This is a genomic window from Thermoanaerobacter thermocopriae JCM 7501 (assembly GCF_001310975.1).
In the GTDB taxonomy this organism is placed as follows: Bacteria; Bacillota; Thermoanaerobacteria; order Thermoanaerobacterales; family Thermoanaerobacteraceae; genus Thermoanaerobacter; species Thermoanaerobacter thermocopriae.
Window position 1 is genome coordinate 1 of sequence record NZ_BAZY01000008.1, and the last position, 17,794, is coordinate 17,794.

Sequence of the window (17,794 nt, forward strand, 5' to 3'; positions counted from 1 at the left end):
TGATGGTTTTTTAGCCTACCTATAAGGAATTGAAACTTTCCGCTGCCATTCTTATTCCTCCTTATATCCAAGGTTTTTAGCCTACCTATAAGGAATTGAAACCAGCTATTCATAGAGGATGTGCCTGAGGAAATAGAGGTTTTTAGCCTACCTATAAGGAATTGAAACGTGTTAGCTGCTGGTCGTTGCGTATATTCCCTTTCGTTTTTAGCCTACCTATAAGGAATTGAAACAATAATTCGCTATATTGTTCTTTGTATTCATCTAAGTTTTTAGCCTACCTATAAGGAATTGAAACTATTTTTTTAAATTTTCTAAAGTAGGATTAATCAAGTTTTTAGCCTACCTATAAGGAATTGAAACCTGGGATATGGATTGAAGAAGCCAGCGAGCTAGAACAAGTTTTTAGCCTACCTATAAGGAATTGAAACTGGCTTAGACTTTGGTTACAACGACCCATCGGCATTGTTTTTAGCCTACCTATAAGGAATTGAAACAGGGCTCTGATGGCGTAATCCGTGAAGGCTATAAAGCGTTTTTAGCCTACCTATAAGGAATTGAAACCCTTATCGCCCTTACGTAAAAAAGGAAGGTCTGGAGTTTTTAGCCTACCTATAAGGAATTGAAACTTTGCACGAGGATCGGCAAATATCTGATGGAACACTTCGTTTTTAGCCTACCTATAAGGAATTGAAACTATCGGCAAGGGTGTCGCCTCTAAATACCTGCTTTGCAAGTTTTTAGCCTACCTATAAGGAATTGAAACTCACCGCCTTTTAGGCGATTCGCAGCACTTGCCCAGGTTTTTAGCCTACCTATAAGGAATTGAAACATATGTGAGAGCATAGTAAATGAGACAATTTACTTTGTTTTTAGCCTACCTATAAGGAATTGAAACATAAAAATTTCTTTGATTTTCCACCCCTTAACATCAGGTTTTTAGCCTACCTATAAGGAATTGAAACCGTGCAGTGTATGCACTATATGGCTGTTACTGGAGCGTTTTTAGCCTACCTATAAGGAATTGAAACGTATTTGAAGCGAGAGGATAAAAGAAGGAATTTTACTCGTTTTTAGCCTACCTATAAGGAATTGAAACTAAGCTTCACCCATTGCTCTGTTTGCTTCAGTTATTTGGTTTTTAGCCTACCTATAAGGAATTGAAACAATATAACCACACCGTTCTTCTCTATAAACCATCCTTCGTTTTTAGCCTACCTATAAGGAATTGAAACTAATTGAGTCAGAAGCGAGGGAAAAAGAAAATTAAGAGGTTTTTAGCCTACCTATAAGGAATTGAAACAAGTGAACGATAGGGATAAATCCCCATGGATTCCTTTCGTTTTTAGCCTACCTATAAGGAATTGAAACAGCAAATTTTCTGCTTTCCATGACAACTCACACAAGTTTTTAGCCTACCTATAAGGAATTGAAACCGGTCTAAAGCAATTGGAACGCAAGTTGGCAAGTATAGTTTTTAGCCTACCTATAAGGAATTGAAACGCGTAATTCCGTGGCGTCCATTGCGGTTGTCCTAATGGTTTTTAGCCTACCTATAAGGAATTGAAACCGCACTCTTAAAACAAGGTGCATTAAAAGGCTTGTCGTTTTTAGCCTACCTATAAGGAATTGAAACTTTTCACCTTCTGTAAATGGAATTTGCACAACTGAAGTTTTTAGCCTACCTATAAGGAATTGAAACATGACCATGCAATGGCGGCTCTGCGATATGGAACAGTTTTTAGCCTACCTATAAGGAATTGAAACAAGCTGTAAAGGCAACATTACAGTTGTCGGCAGCTGGTTTTTAGCCTACCTATAAGGAATTGAAACTTGGTTGCCTTAAAAATGCTTGTGCAAGCACATCTTTGTTTTTAGCCTACCTATAAGGAATTGAAACAGAACTTAGAAAAATTCTAAAGGAGGTATCTTAAAGTTTTTAGCCTACCTATAAGGAATTGAAACTAGATTCTTACACGCTGTTTTAGAAACTGCTTACAAGTTTTTAGCCTACCTATAAGGAATTGAAACAAAATGTATGAAAATGATGAGCTTGAAAGGATGACAGTTTTTAGCCTACCTATAAGGAATTGAAACTAATATTCTGTGTAATGAAAAATACCGCGGTGTTTGTTTTTAGCCTACCTATAAGGAATTGAAACTACATCATTCATCACCTAAATGTGCGGTATTAAGCCTTGTTTTTAGCCTACCTATAAGGAATTGAAACCATTGATTGCAGAAGCAAAGAAATTTCAAAAAGAAGTTTTTAGCCTACCTATAAGGAATTGAAACTCGCCACAGACGGTAAAACTTATGGGTGGGTAATGCGGTTTTTAGCCTACCTATAAGGAATTGAAACAGCTTATAATAGCCGTCATAGTCTAAAACGAGAAGTGCGTTTTTAGCCTACCTATAAGGAATTGAAACCCTTACATTGCGGCGCTGAGGCTGCTACGGATTCGTTTTTAGCCTACCTATAAGGAATTGAAACTCCTATGTTCTTTTGTACAGTAGTTTTATTCGTCGTTTTTAGCCTACCTATAAGGAATTGAAACATATTAAAAAACGCAATGCATTAGCAAGAACGATGCGGTTTTTAGCCTACCTATAAGGAATTGAAACACAGAGAAAAGGCACAAAAGTTAGAGCAGATAACAAGTTTTTAGCCTACCTATAAGGAATTGAAACCATAAATATTTATACAGGAGATTGCGGAAGAGTGTAGTTTTTAGCCTACCTATAAGGAATTGAAACGACAGATTAAATGAGGAACTTGATAAATATCCTTTATTGTTTTTAGCCTACCTATAAGGAATTGAAACATGGACCTTCAAATAAAAGTTTCAGAGCTAAACCTTGTTTTTAGCCTACCTATAAGGAATTGAAACAAGAAGGACTAAACTTCAAATTAAATGAAATAGTAGCGTTTTTAGCCTACCTATAAGGAATTGAAACTCTCCTTTTTAATTCTGTTATATTGCATAAAACATAACGTTTTTAGCCTACCTATAAGGAATTGAAACCTATAGTTATAAGCCTTCCTGCTTTTGTCGTTTGTGTTTTTAGCCTACCTATAAGGAATTGAAACAAAGTATATTTGCATTTTAGCATATCCACAATTATAAGTTTTTAGCCTACCTATAAGGAATTGAAACCCTCCTTCCCCATAAGCCATTTTTCTAATGCTTGCACGTTTTTAGCCTACCTATAAGGAATTGAAACTCCGTACCCGGAATAACTCCGTAGTCTTTCTTTTCTTTGTTTTTAGCCTACCTATAAGGAATTGAAACCGTTGACATAAAACAAGAGGTACTTGATAATGGCAAGTTTTTAGCCTACCTATAAGGAATTGAAACACTGCTAATTTGCCATTAACAGAGCTATCTACTATAGTTTTTAGCCTACCTATAAGGAATTGAAACTATATTTCTTTACCACAATATTTACATTTGCCTAGGGTTTTTAGCCTACCTATAAGGAATTGAAACTGCCATGTCCCACGAGTTATCTTACCTTCGCTATCTTGTTTTTAGCCTACCTATAAGGAATTGAAACCGGCATTTACCTTGGTCCCTCCCCAACTGCTGTTACGTTTTTAGCCTACCTATAAGGAATTGAAACTGTAAAAACAGGTATTATCGAGGATGGAAAGGAGGAAGTTTTTAGCCTACCTATAAGGAATTGAAACATTGTAGTAATTTTTTCAATTTCTACTACCACATTAGTTTTTAGCCTACCTATCCTGAAAATAATGATCCTCAAAAAGGCAATAAAAAACTAAGCCCATACCGATGTAAAAATATGGGATAAATATGAAACTAAATGGATATAGCTATATAAATAAAATATAAAAAGTTAAGACGCTGCAGATTCGACCGTGACCTTAAGACCTAAAGATTCTAGCTTTTTTACAGATTGACGAATAATCATATTACGCTTTTTCTCTTCATAATAAGTAGGACCTAATTCAATATAAGGTTGCTTTCGCTTGAGAATATGATAAACTATAATTAAAATGCTATGTGCCACTGCAACTGCTGCTCGGTTTGCTCCTCTTCGAGCAGCGATGCGGTGGTACTGACTTGAGAGATAAGTATCTTTTGCTCTTGAGGCAGCCCTGGCAGCTTCAATAAGAGAGCTTCGCAATTTTTGGTTACCTTTTCGAGTTTTGGCAGACTTTTGTTTACCAGCACTTTCATTATGACCTGGACACAGCCCTGCCCAAGAACACAAATGGGCAGCAGAGGGGAACTGTTCTATATTCGTGCCGATTTCGGCTATTATTTGTTCTGCAGTTCTTCTACCGACTCCAGGGATTGTATCCAGCAGTGTCAGGTCTTTTTCAAAAGGGAGCATTCGATTTTTAATTTCTTCGTCTAATTTTGCTATTTCTTCATCAAGGTAATCAATATGTCTAAGCTGTATTTCCAGAAGCATCCTTTGGTGATGATTGATCAAGCCTTTTAAAGCGCGTTTTAGTTCATCCATTTTATTTTAGCTTACCTTGAGAAAGCTCAGCCAGGGTTTCGGGATTTTCTTCACCATTTATAATAGCCGCAAGTATAGAACGACTGGATGCCCCGTTGATATCAGAGACTACCGAAGACAGTTTGATATTAGCTCCTTCTAAAACCTTTTGTATGCGATTAAGTTCTCTTGATTTTTCTTCAATGAGGCTTTTTCTATAGCGGACAAGTTCGCGAAGCTCTCTTTGTTCACGATCTGGGACAAAGCTGCCTTGCAAAAGGCCATGTTGCAAAAGACTTGCTATCCACTCAGCATCTTTTACATCAGTTTTTCTGCCGGGAACATTTTTAATATGCTTAGCATTGACGAGTAGAATTTTAATATTCTCAAGCTCCAGGAGGTTGTAGATAGGTTGCCAGTAAGAACCGGTACTTTCCATAGCAACAACATTACAACCTTTGCTTTTAATAAATTCTTTTAATCCAATAAGGTCATCGGTCATGGTTGAAAAGGTGCGGATTTCTTTACCTTCCGGTGTTATTATACAAGCTACGACGCTCTTTTTATGGACATCTAATCCGCAAACGTGAGAATAAACTAAATCCATGAAAGAACCAACTCCTTTTTTAGTATTTGTACGATAGCGACTGTAAAATTGAAGAGCTGGTGCAACAACCATAAGGGTTATTCTATTCTGCGTGCTTCCCGTAAAGAGCAACAATCTGTGGTGCACCTGGTCGTTGGAGTCTGTCTATGAGTCGGGCTCAAAGCACCAAAGTAGGAACGACCTTTCTTCACCAGCCGCTGTACTGATTATATCATCAAAAAAGGACATTTTCATCCTCTGCTGGTGCCGCATTTGCGGCATGGGAGTCTATAAGGAATTGAAACTAGAAAGGCTGATGTGAATGGTTACCCCTGAAGAAAAGAAAATATTACTCGCATGCAAAACACTTAGTGAGTTTAGGTTACGATTGAAAGAGCTTTACGGTAACGATGGTATTAACTTAAATAATTTCGACAAAGACATAATAAATCATATAAACAAATTGGCGAGTAATGAATACAAAGATTTTGATGGCGAATATCCACCGCCATACGTCAAAATAAGAAAAAAGCGTTTTTAGTCTACCTATCCTGAAAATAATGATTCCTCAAAAAGACAATAAAAAACTAAGCCCATACCGATGTAAAAATATGGGATAAATATGAAACTAAATGGATATAGCTACATAAATAAAATATAAAAAGTTAAGACGCTGCAGATTCGACCGTGACCTTAAGACCTAAAGACTCTAGCTTTTTACAGATTGACGAATAATCATATTACGCTTTTTCTCTTCATAATAAGTAGGACCTAATTCAATATAAGGTTGCTTTCGCTTGAGAATATGATAAACTATAATTAAAATGCTATGTGCCACTGCAACTGCTGCACGGTTTGCTCCTCTTCGAGCAGCGATGGGTGGTACTGACTTGAGAGATAAGTATCTTTTGTTCTTGAGGCAGCTCAGAACACAAATGGGCAGCAGAGGGGAACTGTTCCATATTCGTGCCGATTTCGGCTATGTGAGAATAAACTAAATCCATGAAGGAACCAACTCTGATGGTGCCGTAGTTACGGCATAAGGTCTATAAGGAATTGAGATTCTATCTGTGTTATTGATTAGTCTATACCTATTGGTCTTTAGCTTACTTAATAAGGATTGAAACTAAAAATAAAAGGTAAAAATGTTTTGAATATATTTTTAAGTCAACAATTGAATTTTTTGACTATTCATATTACTAAACAAAGTGGCTGAATAATTAAAAAGGAGTGGCTTATTTATGTTGAAGCGTATATTACTTATAAGTCCAATCCAAAGCTTTCTTACAAACAAGCCTTAAGCTTTAGCTGCTTTCTATTAAAAATCTTTTACAAGGCCTAGTGAAGTTTTGCGATGAATAGTTTAAAAAATTTTGGATGTTTTTGATAAAGGTGATACCATGGAATTTGAAGTTACAGGGGCATTAATGCAAAGTTATACCATTTGTAAAAGGCAGGTTTGGCTTATGGCACATCAAATAGTGCCTGACCAAGAACATCCTTATATTGAAATAGGTAGGCTCATTGATGAAAATTCTTATCAAAGAGATAGAAAAAAGATTCACTTTGAAAATGTGGTATTAGACCTTGTGAGAATAGAAAAAGATAATATTTTAATTGGTGAGGTAAAGAAAAGTTCAAAAGCAGCTGAAAGTGCGAAAATGCAACTTTTATTTTATCTTTATAAGTTAAAACAAAGCGGAATATCAGCAAAGGGGCAACTTTTCTTTCCAGAAGAGCGAAAAAGAGAAATAGTTGAACTAACGCCAGAACTTGAGGATAAAATAATTGAGGCAATAAATGAGATAAAAGAAATTGCTTTACATGAATTACCTCCTGCTTTTTTAAAAATACCTTATTGTAAAAATTGTGGGTATAAGGAGTTTTGTATGTCATGAAAAAGACGATTTACATTTTTTCAGATGGGGAATTGAAGAGAAAGGACAACACTTTGTTTTTTGAAGGAGAAAATGGAAGAAAATTTATACCTGTTGAAAATACTTGTGAAATAATGATTTTTGGAGAGGTAACCCTTAACAAAAGATTTCTTGAGTTTTTAACCCAATCTGAGATTATACTTCATTTCTTTAATCATTATGGATATTATGTAGGTTCTTATTATCCAAGAGAACATTTAAACTCAGGTTATATGATATTAAAACAAGCTGAACACTATAATGATGAAAGTAAAAGGCTTTATCTTGCACAAAAATTTGTAGAAGGGGCTTATAAGAATATAAGGCAGGTTTTAAAATATTATTCAAATAGAGGTAAAAATTTGGAAGATGCTATTTATTCCATAGAAAAATTAGGTGAGAGTGTCGATTCAACTTCTACAATAAACGAATTAATGGCAATAGAAGGAAACATTAGGGAATATTACTATAGGACTTTTGATGAGATAATTCAAAATCCCGATTTTAAATTTGATTTTAGAAGCAAAAGACCGCCTCAGAATTTTTTAAATACTTTAATAAGTTTTGGAAATTCTTTAATGTATACGGTAGCTTTAGGCGAGATATACAAAACCCATTTAGACCCCAGAATAGGTTTTTTGCATGCTACTAATTTCAGGCGTTTTTCTTTAAATCTAGATGTTTCAGAGATTTTTAAACCTATTATTGTAGACAGGACGATATTTACTTTGCTTAGCAAAAAATGGTGACTAAAGAAGACTTTGAAGAAGATGCAGAAGGATTGTTGCTTAAAGAAAAAGGGAAAAAAGTATTTGTGCAGGAATTTGAAGATAAGCTTGCTACAACCATTAAACACAGAACTCTTTCTCACAATGTTTCTTATAGGAGACTTATAAGGTTAGAGTTGTATAAGTTGGAAAAACACTTGATTGAGGAGGAGCAGTACAAGCCTTTTATTGCACAATGGTAAATTTAGGTGATAGGATATGTTTTTAATTTTAGTATACGATGTGAACGAGAAAAGGGTCAATAAGGTTTTAAAGACTTGCAGGAAATATTTACATTGGGTTCAAAATTCGGTTCTTGAAGGAGAAATTTCTGAAGCAAATTATAAAAAACTCAAATTAGAATTAGGAAGAATAATAGACAAAGAAGAGGATTCAGTTATTTTTTATATTTTGCGGACTACCAAATATTCTGAAAGAGAAATCCTTGGGCTTAGAAAAGGGGGAGAAGATATAATTATATAAGAAATCCAAAAATTCGACAAAGAAGGAATCATCTATTTGCCGACTGATAGTACCATGAGAGAGGAGTTATTTTCCTCTTATATTTTTAAGTTATCAACTTATCCACAAATAAATGTGAATATGTTGATAACTTGGTGTTGAAAGTCTCTTAGCTAGAGCATGGGAAATTTTTAAATTATGAAAAATTTGCACACAGCTCAAATGTGAATAACTGCTTTTCGCTTTAAAAAGAAAATTTCTTCACTTGCCCTAGAAAAATTGTTATAATTAATTGCGATAGTAAAAGAAAGGGGGATACCCGCAATGCGGGTATATGGACTATGAAATTTTGCTCTTTAAGGTCAGGTAGTAGTGGAAATGCTATTTACATCAATCATAAAGATGTACATATACTTATTGATGCGGGTTTAAGCGGCAGAACAATTGAAAGAGCGTTACTTAACATAGGCGTAAACCCTAAAAGCCTGTCTGCTATTCTTATTACTCATGAGCACAAAGACCATATTAAAGGGGCAGGAGTGCTTTCAAGGAGATACAATATACCTATATATGCCAATAAAGCTACGTGGGGTGCGATGGAAAAAGACATAAAAGAAATTTCCGAAAAAAACAAACTCTATTTCACAACCGGGGAAGAATTTGAAATTGGAGAAATAAAAATAATACCCTTTAAAAAGCCCCACGATGCTGTGGAGCCGGTAGGTTTTTCCTTTAAATGCGGAGACAAAAAAATTTCCATTGCTACTGATTTAGGGTACATGACAAGAGGAGTTGCAAATCATCTTATAGGTTCTGATGTAGTACTTTTAGAATCAAATCATGATATACAAATGCTTATTAATGGTTCATATCCTTGGCCTCTTAAAAAAAGGATTTTATCTAATTTAGGACATCTTTCTAATGATGCAGCTGCAGACACTTTGATGAAACTTTTTAAAATGAAAGCAATAGGTATAGCTTTTTTAGGCCATTTAAGCCAAAATAATAACAGACCAGAACTTGCCTTTACTACTGTAACGAATATGCTTAAAAAATCGGGAGTAAAATTTGAAGTTCGCCTGGCTTTAAGAAATATTGAAAGTGATTTGGTAGAAATATAAAAAATGCGGCAAAGTTTTGGGCTTTTGCCGCATTTTTATTGATATTCTTTTAATTTGGCTAATATACTGTGATATCTCCCATAACCAAAATAAATAAAAAGCCCTATTACAAACCATACAATAAATCTAACCCATGTTTGCCAGGAAAGAGATAACATAAGCAAAAGGATGAAAAAAATGGCCAAAATAGGTGTCAATGGTACACCTGGAGCTTTAAATTTTCTTGGCAATTCGGGTTGCTTGTATCTCAATACTATAACAGCAGCAGAAGTTATTATAAGAGCAAACATAGTACCCATATTTACAAGCTCTGCGATTATGTCTATTGGCAAAAATCCCGCTGCCAGAGTTGTTACAATCATTATGAGATATATAGAGAAAGCGGGTGTTCTAAATTTTGGATGAACTTTTGAAAAAGTGGGTGGAAGCAATCCATCACGAGATATAGCAAAGATTATTCTTGTAGCACCATAAAACATAACTAATAGCACGGTGGTAATAGCTATTATAGCACCTAAAGAAACAAGCCCTTGTGCCCAGTTTAAACCTATCAAACCTAAAGCTTTTGCAACAGGAGCTGTATCTTTTAACTCTCCATATGAAACAACACCTGTCAAAATTGCTGAAACAGCAATATATAAAAGAGTACTTATTCCGAGGGAACCCAAAATTCCAATAGGCATATCTTTCGCTGGATTTTTTGTTTCTTCAGCAGCAGTAGAAACTGCATCAAAGCCCATATATGCAAAAAAAACAATTGCAGCACCTTTAAAAACACCTTTCCAACCATAAGGCATAAAAGGTTGCCAATTAACTGGCCTTACATGGGATATGCCAACAAAAATAAAGAAAAGTACCACAAACACTTTAAAGGCAACCCCGATATTATTAATAGTTGCTGTTTCTTTTGCACCGATGTAATTTAAAAGGGCGATAATAATAAGGATTCCTATTGCTGGAATATTAATAAGTCCTCCTGAGCCTTGCAAGGAAGAATGAGTAGCCCAACCGGGAATATTTACCCCTAGGCTTGAAAGAAGATTGGTAAAATAACTGGACCAGCCCAAAGCTATTGCAGGAAGTGCAAGGACGTACTCAAGTATTAAATCCCATCCAATTATCCACGCAATAAATTCTCCCATTGCGATATATGCATAATTATAAGTGGAACCTGCAATTGGGAACATTGATGCTAATTCTGCGTAAGAAATTGCAGCGAAAGCACAAGCCAGTCCTGCTAAAATAAAAGAAAGAACAATTGAAGGGCCAGATTTTTCAGCAGCGGCGACACCAGCAAGAACGAATATACCTGTACCTATAATTGCTCCCAATCCTAATGCGACAAGGTCAACTGCTGTCAATGACTTTTTAAGTTTATATTGTTCACTTTCTGCATCAACTAATATCATTTCTAAAGTTTTCCTTCTAAAAAATTCCTTTGAATGTGTCACTAAATTACCTCCTTATAGCAATTAATTATTAAATTAAATTTTTCAATCAGAAACCTCATACCTTCTTTTCCAGTATAAAAACAAAAGTACTTATCACTTTATTATGATGATATATTATTACGCTATTGTATTAAAGCAAAATAATACTACATTTAACTTTTTAAAATACTAGTTAAAAATACAAAGCAAATAAAAATATCTTAAAGAACCGTTTTAAAAAAATGAGAGAAGCACGTAATTTTATAAACAATTATAGAGTATATATCTATTTTCTGTCAATGGCTTTTTTCTAGTAAACGTGACCTCCTATTGATTTTTATAATTTAATGTGATAAAATGTATATCATATATGGAATATTGTCTATTCAAAAAGAACAATAGGAGGTGAAATTGTGGGGGAAGATAGTAAACTTTATATAATAAGAGAGGAAATCCTTTCGGATTCCCTTAAAAAAACTTTAAAAGTAAAAGAATTATTAGAATCAGGTAAAGTGAAAACTATCAATGAAGCAGTAAAACAAGTAGGTATTTCTCGAAGTGCTTTTTACAAGTATAGAGATTATGTCTTTCCCTTTTCTAAATTTAGCAAAGGGAAAATCATAACTTTATCTATGCTGTTAGACCATATGCCAGGTGTACTTTCTTCTATTTTGGATGTGGTGGCAAAAGCAAGGGGCAATGTTGTCACCATAAATCAAAGTATGCCTTCTATGGGTGTAGCCAATGTGACAATTTCTGTTGATACCCAGTACATGGAAATGAGCTTAGAAAATTTTCTTGAAAAATTGTCTAGTCAAAACGGAGTTAGGAAGATAGAAATTTTGGGAGAATGAGAGGGATTGAGAATGAAAATAGGACTGATGGGGCTTGGCACAGTTGGAACAGGCGTAGTTCATTTAATAAACCAAAACGGTAAAAACATTGAAAAAAAGTTGGGGGAAAAAATTGAGATAAAGAAGATACTTGTAAAAGACCCTAATAAAAAAAGGGCATCCTTTGCAGAAGGGAAAATAACTTTTGATGCAAACGACATTTTAGAAGATGAAGAAATAGATGTAGTGGTTGAGGTGATGGGGAAAGAACATCCTGCTTTGGAATATATCATAAAAGCCCTCAAGAAAGGCAAGCATGTCGTTACTGCTAACAAAGAAGTTATAGCAGTTCACGGGAAAGAGCTAATAAAACTTGCAACTGAAAATAAAGTAAATCTTCTCTATGAGGCATCAGTTGGTGGAGGCATTCCAATTATCAGGCCATTAAAACAATGTCTTGCGGCGAATAAAATATACGAAATCAAAGGAATATTAAATGGAACTACAAATTATATATTGACAGAAATGAAACAAAAAGGTTTAGACTTTGAAGAAGTTTTAAAAGAGGCTCAGCAAAAAGGTTATGCAGAAGCAGACCCCACAGATGACGTGGAAGGTTTTGATGCGGCAAGAAAACTCGCTATACTATGCACTTTAGCTTTTAACAAATTCATTTTGCCTGAGAAAATTTACACAAAAGGTATAAAGTCCATTTCTAAATCTGACATAAAATATGCCGAAGAATTGGGGTACCATGTAAAACTCATAGCTTATGCAAAAATTGACGAAAACGAGCGATTAGAAGCATGGGTACATCCTGTTATGATAAAAAAGACAATCCTTTAAGCAGCGTAAATGGAGTCTTTAACGCTATTTTAGTTGACGGAAATGCGGTAGGTGAAGTCATGTTTTATGGGCAAGGAGCGGGTATGATGCCTACTGCTAGTGCGGTTGTTGCAGACATAATGGATGTGAAAAACCACATTGTAATTCAAAATGGCTGCGAGGATGCGGACCTTCTTCCTGTTGTGGATACTGCATCCAAATATTATATAAGACTCATAGCCATTGATAAACCTGGTGTAATGAGCAAAATTACTGGAATATTAGGAGACAAAGGGATAAGTCTTTTATCAGTGGTGCAAAAAGGGGTTTTGAAAGATACTGCAGAGATTGTTTTGATTACTCATATTGCGAATACAGGGAAGGTGTTTGAAGCTTTAGATGAAATACAAAACATGAAAGAAGTAGAAAGCATAGAAAGCGTCATAAGAGTAGAGGAGGAATAATAGTGAAGTGGCAAGGACTAATAAAAGCTTATAGAGAATTTTTACCTAAAATAAAAGAGGAAAACATAGTTACTTTAAAAGAAGGCAATACACCTCTTTATGAGGCTATAAATCTTCAAAAACTTTTTCCAGGCATAAAAATATATCTGAAATATGAAGGGTTAAACCCAACAGGTTCTTTTAAAGACAGGGGTATGACTGTAGCAGTATCGCAGGCAAAAGAAGAGGGCTCTAATGCAGTTGTGTGTGCTTCAACAGGAAATACTTCTGCTTCTGCAGCTGCCTATGCAGCAAAAGCAGGTCTTAAAAGCATCGTACTCATACCTGGTGGCAAAATTGCCTTAGGAAAGCTTGCTCAAGCAATTGCTTATGGTGCTAAAGTCATTGCCATAAATGGAAACTTTGATGATGCCTTGAAATTGGTTAGAGAAATTTCGGAAAAATTTCCTATAACTCTGGTGAATTCCATAAATCCTTATAGGTTAGAAGGACAAAAGACGGCTTCTTTTGAAATATGTGATGAACTCAAAGATGCACCTCTTACGTTGCCTCCCTGTTGGAAATGCGGGGAATATTACTGCCTATTGGATGGGCTTTAAAGAATATTATAATGCCAAAAAAATAATGAGACTTCCTAAAATGTTAGGTTTTCAGGCTGCTGGGGCTGCGCCTATAGTTGAAAACAGAGTAATTGAAAACCCAGAGACTATTGCAACAGCTATACGAATAGGCAACCCTGCCAGCTGGCGAAAGGCAGTTGCTGCAAGGGATGAGTCGGGTGGACTTATTGACAAAGTTACAGATGAAGAAATACTAGAAGCTTATAACCTTTTAGCTAAAAAGGAGGGCATTTTTGCAGAGCCTGCTTCAGCAGCTTCTATTGCAGGGGTTATAAAAAAATACAAGGAAGGATTTTTTAAAGAAGGAGAGTCTGTTGTTTGTGTGTTAACTGGAAATGGCTTAAAAGATCCAGATACAGCTGTTAAATTAGGAGGAGAAATAAAAACGATAGAGGCAAATCTAAAAACATTGGAGGAAGTTTTGTATGGATAGCGATATGGTGCAGGTGAGAATTCCTGCTTCTTCAGCAAATTTGGGACCTGGTTTTGACTGCATAGGAGTGGCACTAAATTTGTACACAGAAATTTCTATGGGATTTATAGAAAAAGGGCTTATTATAGAAGTTTCAGGAGAGGACTATAAAGAAATAGAGACGACAGAGAATAATCTTGTTTATAAAGCGGCTAAAATAATTTTTGAAAAAACAGAAACACAATATAAAGGCTTAAAAATAGAAATAAAAAATGGCATTCCTATAGGCAGCGGTCTTGGAAGTAGTGCTGCAGCGATAATTGGCGGGATGTTGGCGGCAAATGAACTTGCAGGGGGTATTTTAACCCATGAGGAGATTTTAAACCTTGCAGCTTCCATGGAAGGGCACGCCGACAACGTAGGTCCTGCTCTAAATGGAGGACTAAATGTAACAGTTTTTGATGGAGTAAATACTTATTATGTAAAAAAAGAATTAGAAAATGATTTAACATTTATTGCTTTTACTCCAAAGAAAGTTTTAAAGACGGAAATAGCAAGAAATATATTACCACCAAAAATAGACTTTAAAGATGCTGTATTCAATACAGGTAGGTCTTCTCTTTTGACAGCTGCTTTGTTTAGCGGAAGGTACGATTTGTTAAAAATTGCTAGTCAAGATATGCTCCATCAAAAATATCGATCTAAACTTATACCTGAAATGTATGCCTGTTTTGAAAAATCTTTAGAAGCAGGAGCTTATTCTGCTTTTCTAAGTGGGGCAGGTCCTACAATTATGCTATTTGCCCAGAAGATAAAGTAGATAAAGTAGTAGAAAGTGTGGGAAGTGTGTATACTTATATGGGAATTGATTACAGAGTATACAAACTCCATTGTGAAAACAATGGTGCTCAAGTTTCAAAGGTTTCTCTATCAATATAGAGAAACCTTTAATTTTGGATGCATTGTGATATAATTAAACTAACAGGAAAGAAAGAAATTATAACTTTTTAGGGATGGAGGTATATATTGTGAAGAAATTTTTGCCGCTATTTTTGACATTTATCCTTGCAATAAGTGTTGTTTTTGCTATTCCAGTTCCTGCTTTTTCTGAGACTTCAACACAGATTCAAGAAGACCAGCAATTATATGATAACCTTGCGGACATTGGTTCTATAATGAAGTATATAAAAGATAACTACGTAGGAGATGTGACGTATGAGCAACTTAAAGAAGCGGCTTTAAAAGGAATTTTTTCAAGCTTGATGAGTACAGTACATATTTTACAAAAGAAGAGTTCAAAGATTTTACTAAAAATACTTATGGAACTTTTAGTGGGACAGGAATGGTCTTGGCCGAAAAGGACGGAAAAATTGTTGTAATTTCTGTTTTAGAAGGTTCGCCTGCTGAAAAAGCTGGAATCAAAAGTGGCTATATCTTAAAAGCAGTAAACGACAAAAGCATTGAGGGGATGAATATAAACGATGTAGTAAATATGATAATAGGGGAGGAAGGTACAAAAGTAAAGGTTACGTTTGACGTAGGAGGGACAACAAGAGAATTTGAACTTACAAGGCAAATAATTCGAGTCAACCCAGTTTCCTATAAAATAATCCAGGGAGTTGGATACATAAAAATACAAGAATTCAATGAGAATACTACATCTAGTATAACAAAAGCATTACTTTACATGGACAAAAACAATGTAAATAAAATAATCCTCGATTTGCGGGACAATCCTGGCGGCTTATTAACAGAGGTGGTAACCGTTGCAAACTTCTTTGTTCCAAAAGGGGTTGTGGTGACTGTAGAGAAAAAGGATGGAGAGGATGAAGTATATTATTCTTATCTTAACAATCCTAAGTACAGATTAGCAGTTTTAATCAATGGCAATACTGCTTCTGCAGCTGAAATATTAGCAGGAGCCATCCAGGATACAAAAGTAGGTATATTAGTGGGAGAAAAATCTTTTGGAAAAGGAACTGTCCAATCGGTAGTGCCACTGCCGGATGGAAGTGGCTTTAAGCTTACGATTGCAAGGTATAAGCTCCCTTCAGGCAGATATATTGATAAGCAAGGCTTGAAACCAGATATATATGTGGCAAGTACTCAATATACTCCTTCGATTAAATTTAACGGTACGTTAAAGGTGGGTTCCAAAGGAAATGATGTAAAAATTCTACAGAAACATTTAAATATCTTGAAATTTAATGCTGGTCCAGAAGACGGCATTTTTGGTCCTAAAACAGCAAAAGCTGTAAAAGAATTACAAAAAAAAGCGGGGCTGACTCCAACAGGGGTTTTTGATAAAAACACATACGATGCAATGGTTAAAATGCTCGAAGAATTAAATAATAAGGATAATCAGTTAGATAAGGCAATAAAAGTATTAAACAGCTAAATATGCTGAAAAGAAAGGTGCACTAATCGTTACGGCTGCTGGAAATGACAGTTTAGATGTTGGAAATAGAAAAGAAGTTACAGAATTTGCAAATGAAAAATATGGACCTCTTGGCTATGAATTCAAATGGGCAGGATTTTATGCACTGGCAACTTTGCCAAATGTTGTAACCGTGTCTGCTACAGGACAAATGCAAAAGGCTCCTTAAGGTTTTATCTTAAGGAGTCTTTTTTTAGAGTAATTTTTATCTTTTAAGATAATAAAATTTTATTTTTGCATATCAGTAATCGATATTTTTTTAACAATGTACATTTTACGTGGACAAATGTATTTTTTACTATTGCATTTTTTACTTTATTGATTTATCATATTAAATATACATCTAGTAACAAGGAGTGATAAAATGAAAGAAATGATATTGATGACACCAGGCCTACAATGGTGCCGGAAGATGTAAAAAAAGTTGCGGGTGCACAACCTTTACACCATAGAACGGAAGATTTTTATGAATTATTTTCTAATCTCAATAAAAATTTAAAAGAAATATTTAAAACTAAAAATGAAGTTATTACGTTGACCTCATCAGGAACAGGTGGAATGGAAGCTGTCATTGCAAATCTTTTTTCCACAGGAGATAAAGTATTAGTTGCCAGTATAGGTTATTTTGGAGAAAGATTTTATAACATAGCAAGAGCATATGGCCTTGATGCAGAACTTCAAGACTTTGGCTGGGGAAACGCCGTAGACCTTGACGTATTAGAAGATAAATTAAGAAATGGCAATTACAAAGCCTTTTAGTTACCCATAATGAAACTTCCACAGGAGTTACAAATAACGTAAAAGAAATTGCAAAAATTGCTAATAAATACGGGGTAGCAATTGTCGTTGATGCTGTAAGCTCTTTAGGTGGTATACCCCTTGAAATGGACGAGTGGGGTATTGATGCAGTAATAACCTGTTCTCAAAAGTGCCTGATGTCCCCACCTGGACTTAGCTTTGTTGCTTTAAGTGAAAGAGCATGGAAAATGGCTGAAACTTCTAATCTTCCAAAATATTATTTTAGCTTGAAAAAAGCAAGAGAAGGCGTTTTAAAGCCCAACCCCGATACTCCTGCTACTCCTGCTGTTTCTACAATAATGGCTGTAGCAAAAGCGACAAATATGCTTTTGGAATTGGGATTGGATAATGTATACAAGAGGCAAGCTGACTATGGAAAAAGAGTGAGAGAATACATAAAGAGCCTGGGATTAGAGCTGCTGCCTGAAGAAGAGATAGCTTCTGATTTAATAACTGCTATAAAAGTTCCTGAAAAATACAAAGCATCAGAAATTATAAACCACATGAAAGAAAAACATGGGGTATTAATAACAGGAGGGCAAGGACCTTTAAAAGGGAAAATTATAAGAATAGGTCATATGGGTTATGTTACTGAAAAAATGCTTACTAAAACCCTTGAGGCGTTGAAAGATGCAATAGATAAGGAGGGATAA

General features: G+C 35.1%; 6 protein-coding genes, 8 pseudogenes and 1 CRISPR repeat array. Of the genes and pseudogenes, 11 read left to right on the forward strand and 3 right to left on the reverse strand.

Going from position 1 to position 17,794, the window contains the following annotated elements; translation table 11 throughout:
* Nucleotides 1-6: 6 nt before the first annotated feature.
* A CRISPR array of direct repeats spans nt 7-3,691; the repeat unit is 30 nt; unit sequence GTTTTTAGCCTACCTATAAGGAATTGAAAC.
* Between the two features lie 167 nt (nt 3,692-3,858).
* Nucleotides 3,859-5,077 (reverse strand): annotated as a pseudogene (locus JCM7501_RS04770) (IS110 family RNA-guided transposase).
* A gap of 301 nt (nt 5,078-5,378) precedes the next feature.
* On the opposite strand from JCM7501_RS04770, the gene JCM7501_RS04775 reads away from it, so the two are divergent.
* Nucleotides 5,379-5,597: a hypothetical protein gene (locus JCM7501_RS04775; RefSeq protein ID WP_028992326.1), complete on the forward strand. Its 219-nt coding sequence runs from the start codon at nt 5,379-5,381 to the stop codon at nt 5,595-5,597.
* Between the two features lie 124 nt (nt 5,598-5,721).
* On the opposite strand, the pseudogene JCM7501_RS12900 reads toward JCM7501_RS04775, so the two are convergent.
* Nucleotides 5,722-6,039: pseudogene (locus JCM7501_RS12900) on the reverse strand (IS110 family transposase); the annotation flags it as partial.
* A gap of 417 nt (nt 6,040-6,456) precedes the next feature.
* On the opposite strand from JCM7501_RS12900, the gene cas4 reads away from it, so the two are divergent.
* The 4 genes and pseudogenes from cas4 to JCM7501_RS04795 all read left to right on the forward strand — a co-directional run bounded on the left by cas4 (nt 6,457) and on the right by JCM7501_RS04795 (nt 9,322).
* A complete protein-coding gene (gene cas4 / locus JCM7501_RS04780) occupies nt 6,457-6,954 on the forward strand; it encodes a CRISPR-associated protein Cas4 (protein WP_012996176.1) in 498 nt (165 codons plus the stop codon).
* Nucleotides 6,951-7,942: pseudogene (gene cas1b, locus JCM7501_RS04785) on the forward strand (type I-B CRISPR-associated endonuclease Cas1b). The gene cas4 and the pseudogene cas1b overlap by 4 nt, the downstream one beginning before the upstream one ends.
* 16 nt (nt 7,943-7,958) lie before the next feature.
* Nucleotides 7,959-8,222 carry a CRISPR-associated endonuclease Cas2 gene (gene cas2, locus JCM7501_RS04790; RefSeq protein WP_012996174.1) on the forward strand — a complete coding sequence of 88 codons (264 nt, stop codon included), beginning with the start codon at nt 7,959-7,961 and terminating at the stop codon, nt 8,220-8,222.
* Between the two features lie 320 nt (nt 8,223-8,542).
* Nucleotides 8,543-9,322 carry an MBL fold metallo-hydrolase gene (locus tag JCM7501_RS04795; RefSeq protein ID WP_028992327.1) on the forward strand — a complete coding sequence of 260 codons (780 nt, stop codon included), beginning with the start codon at nt 8,543-8,545 and terminating at the stop codon, nt 9,320-9,322.
* Nucleotides 9,323-9,357: 35 nt separating this feature from the next.
* On the opposite strand, the gene JCM7501_RS04800 is transcribed toward JCM7501_RS04795, so the two are convergent.
* The gene (locus JCM7501_RS04800) at nt 9,358-10,773 is read right to left on the reverse strand and encodes an amino acid permease (RefSeq protein ID WP_028992328.1); all 1,416 of its coding nucleotides are present in this window, start codon (nt 10,771-10,773) and stop codon (nt 9,358-9,360) included.
* A 392-nt stretch (nt 10,774-11,165) separates the two neighbouring features.
* On the opposite strand from JCM7501_RS04800, the gene JCM7501_RS04805 reads away from it, so the two are divergent.
* From JCM7501_RS04805 to JCM7501_RS04830, 6 genes and pseudogenes are all read left to right on the forward strand, one after another.
* The gene (locus tag JCM7501_RS04805; RefSeq protein WP_028992329.1) at nt 11,166-11,606 is read left to right on the forward strand and encodes an ACT domain-containing protein; all 441 of its coding nucleotides are present in this window, start codon (nt 11,166-11,168) and stop codon (nt 11,604-11,606) included.
* A 12-nt stretch (nt 11,607-11,618) separates the two neighbouring features.
* A pseudogene (locus JCM7501_RS04810) lies at nt 11,619-12,874 on the forward strand (homoserine dehydrogenase).
* 2 nt (nt 12,875-12,876) lie between these two features.
* Nucleotides 12,877-13,927, forward strand: a pseudogene (gene thrC / locus JCM7501_RS04815) (threonine synthase).
* Nucleotides 13,920-14,845, forward strand: a pseudogene (gene thrB / locus JCM7501_RS04820) (homoserine kinase). Before thrC ends, thrB begins: the two co-directional pseudogenes overlap by 8 nt.
* Before the next feature lie 89 nt (nt 14,846-14,934).
* Nucleotides 14,935-16,304 (forward strand): annotated as a pseudogene (locus JCM7501_RS04825) (S41 family peptidase).
* Between the two features lie 403 nt (nt 16,305-16,707).
* A pseudogene (locus JCM7501_RS04830) lies at nt 16,708-17,794 on the forward strand (pyridoxal-phosphate-dependent aminotransferase family protein).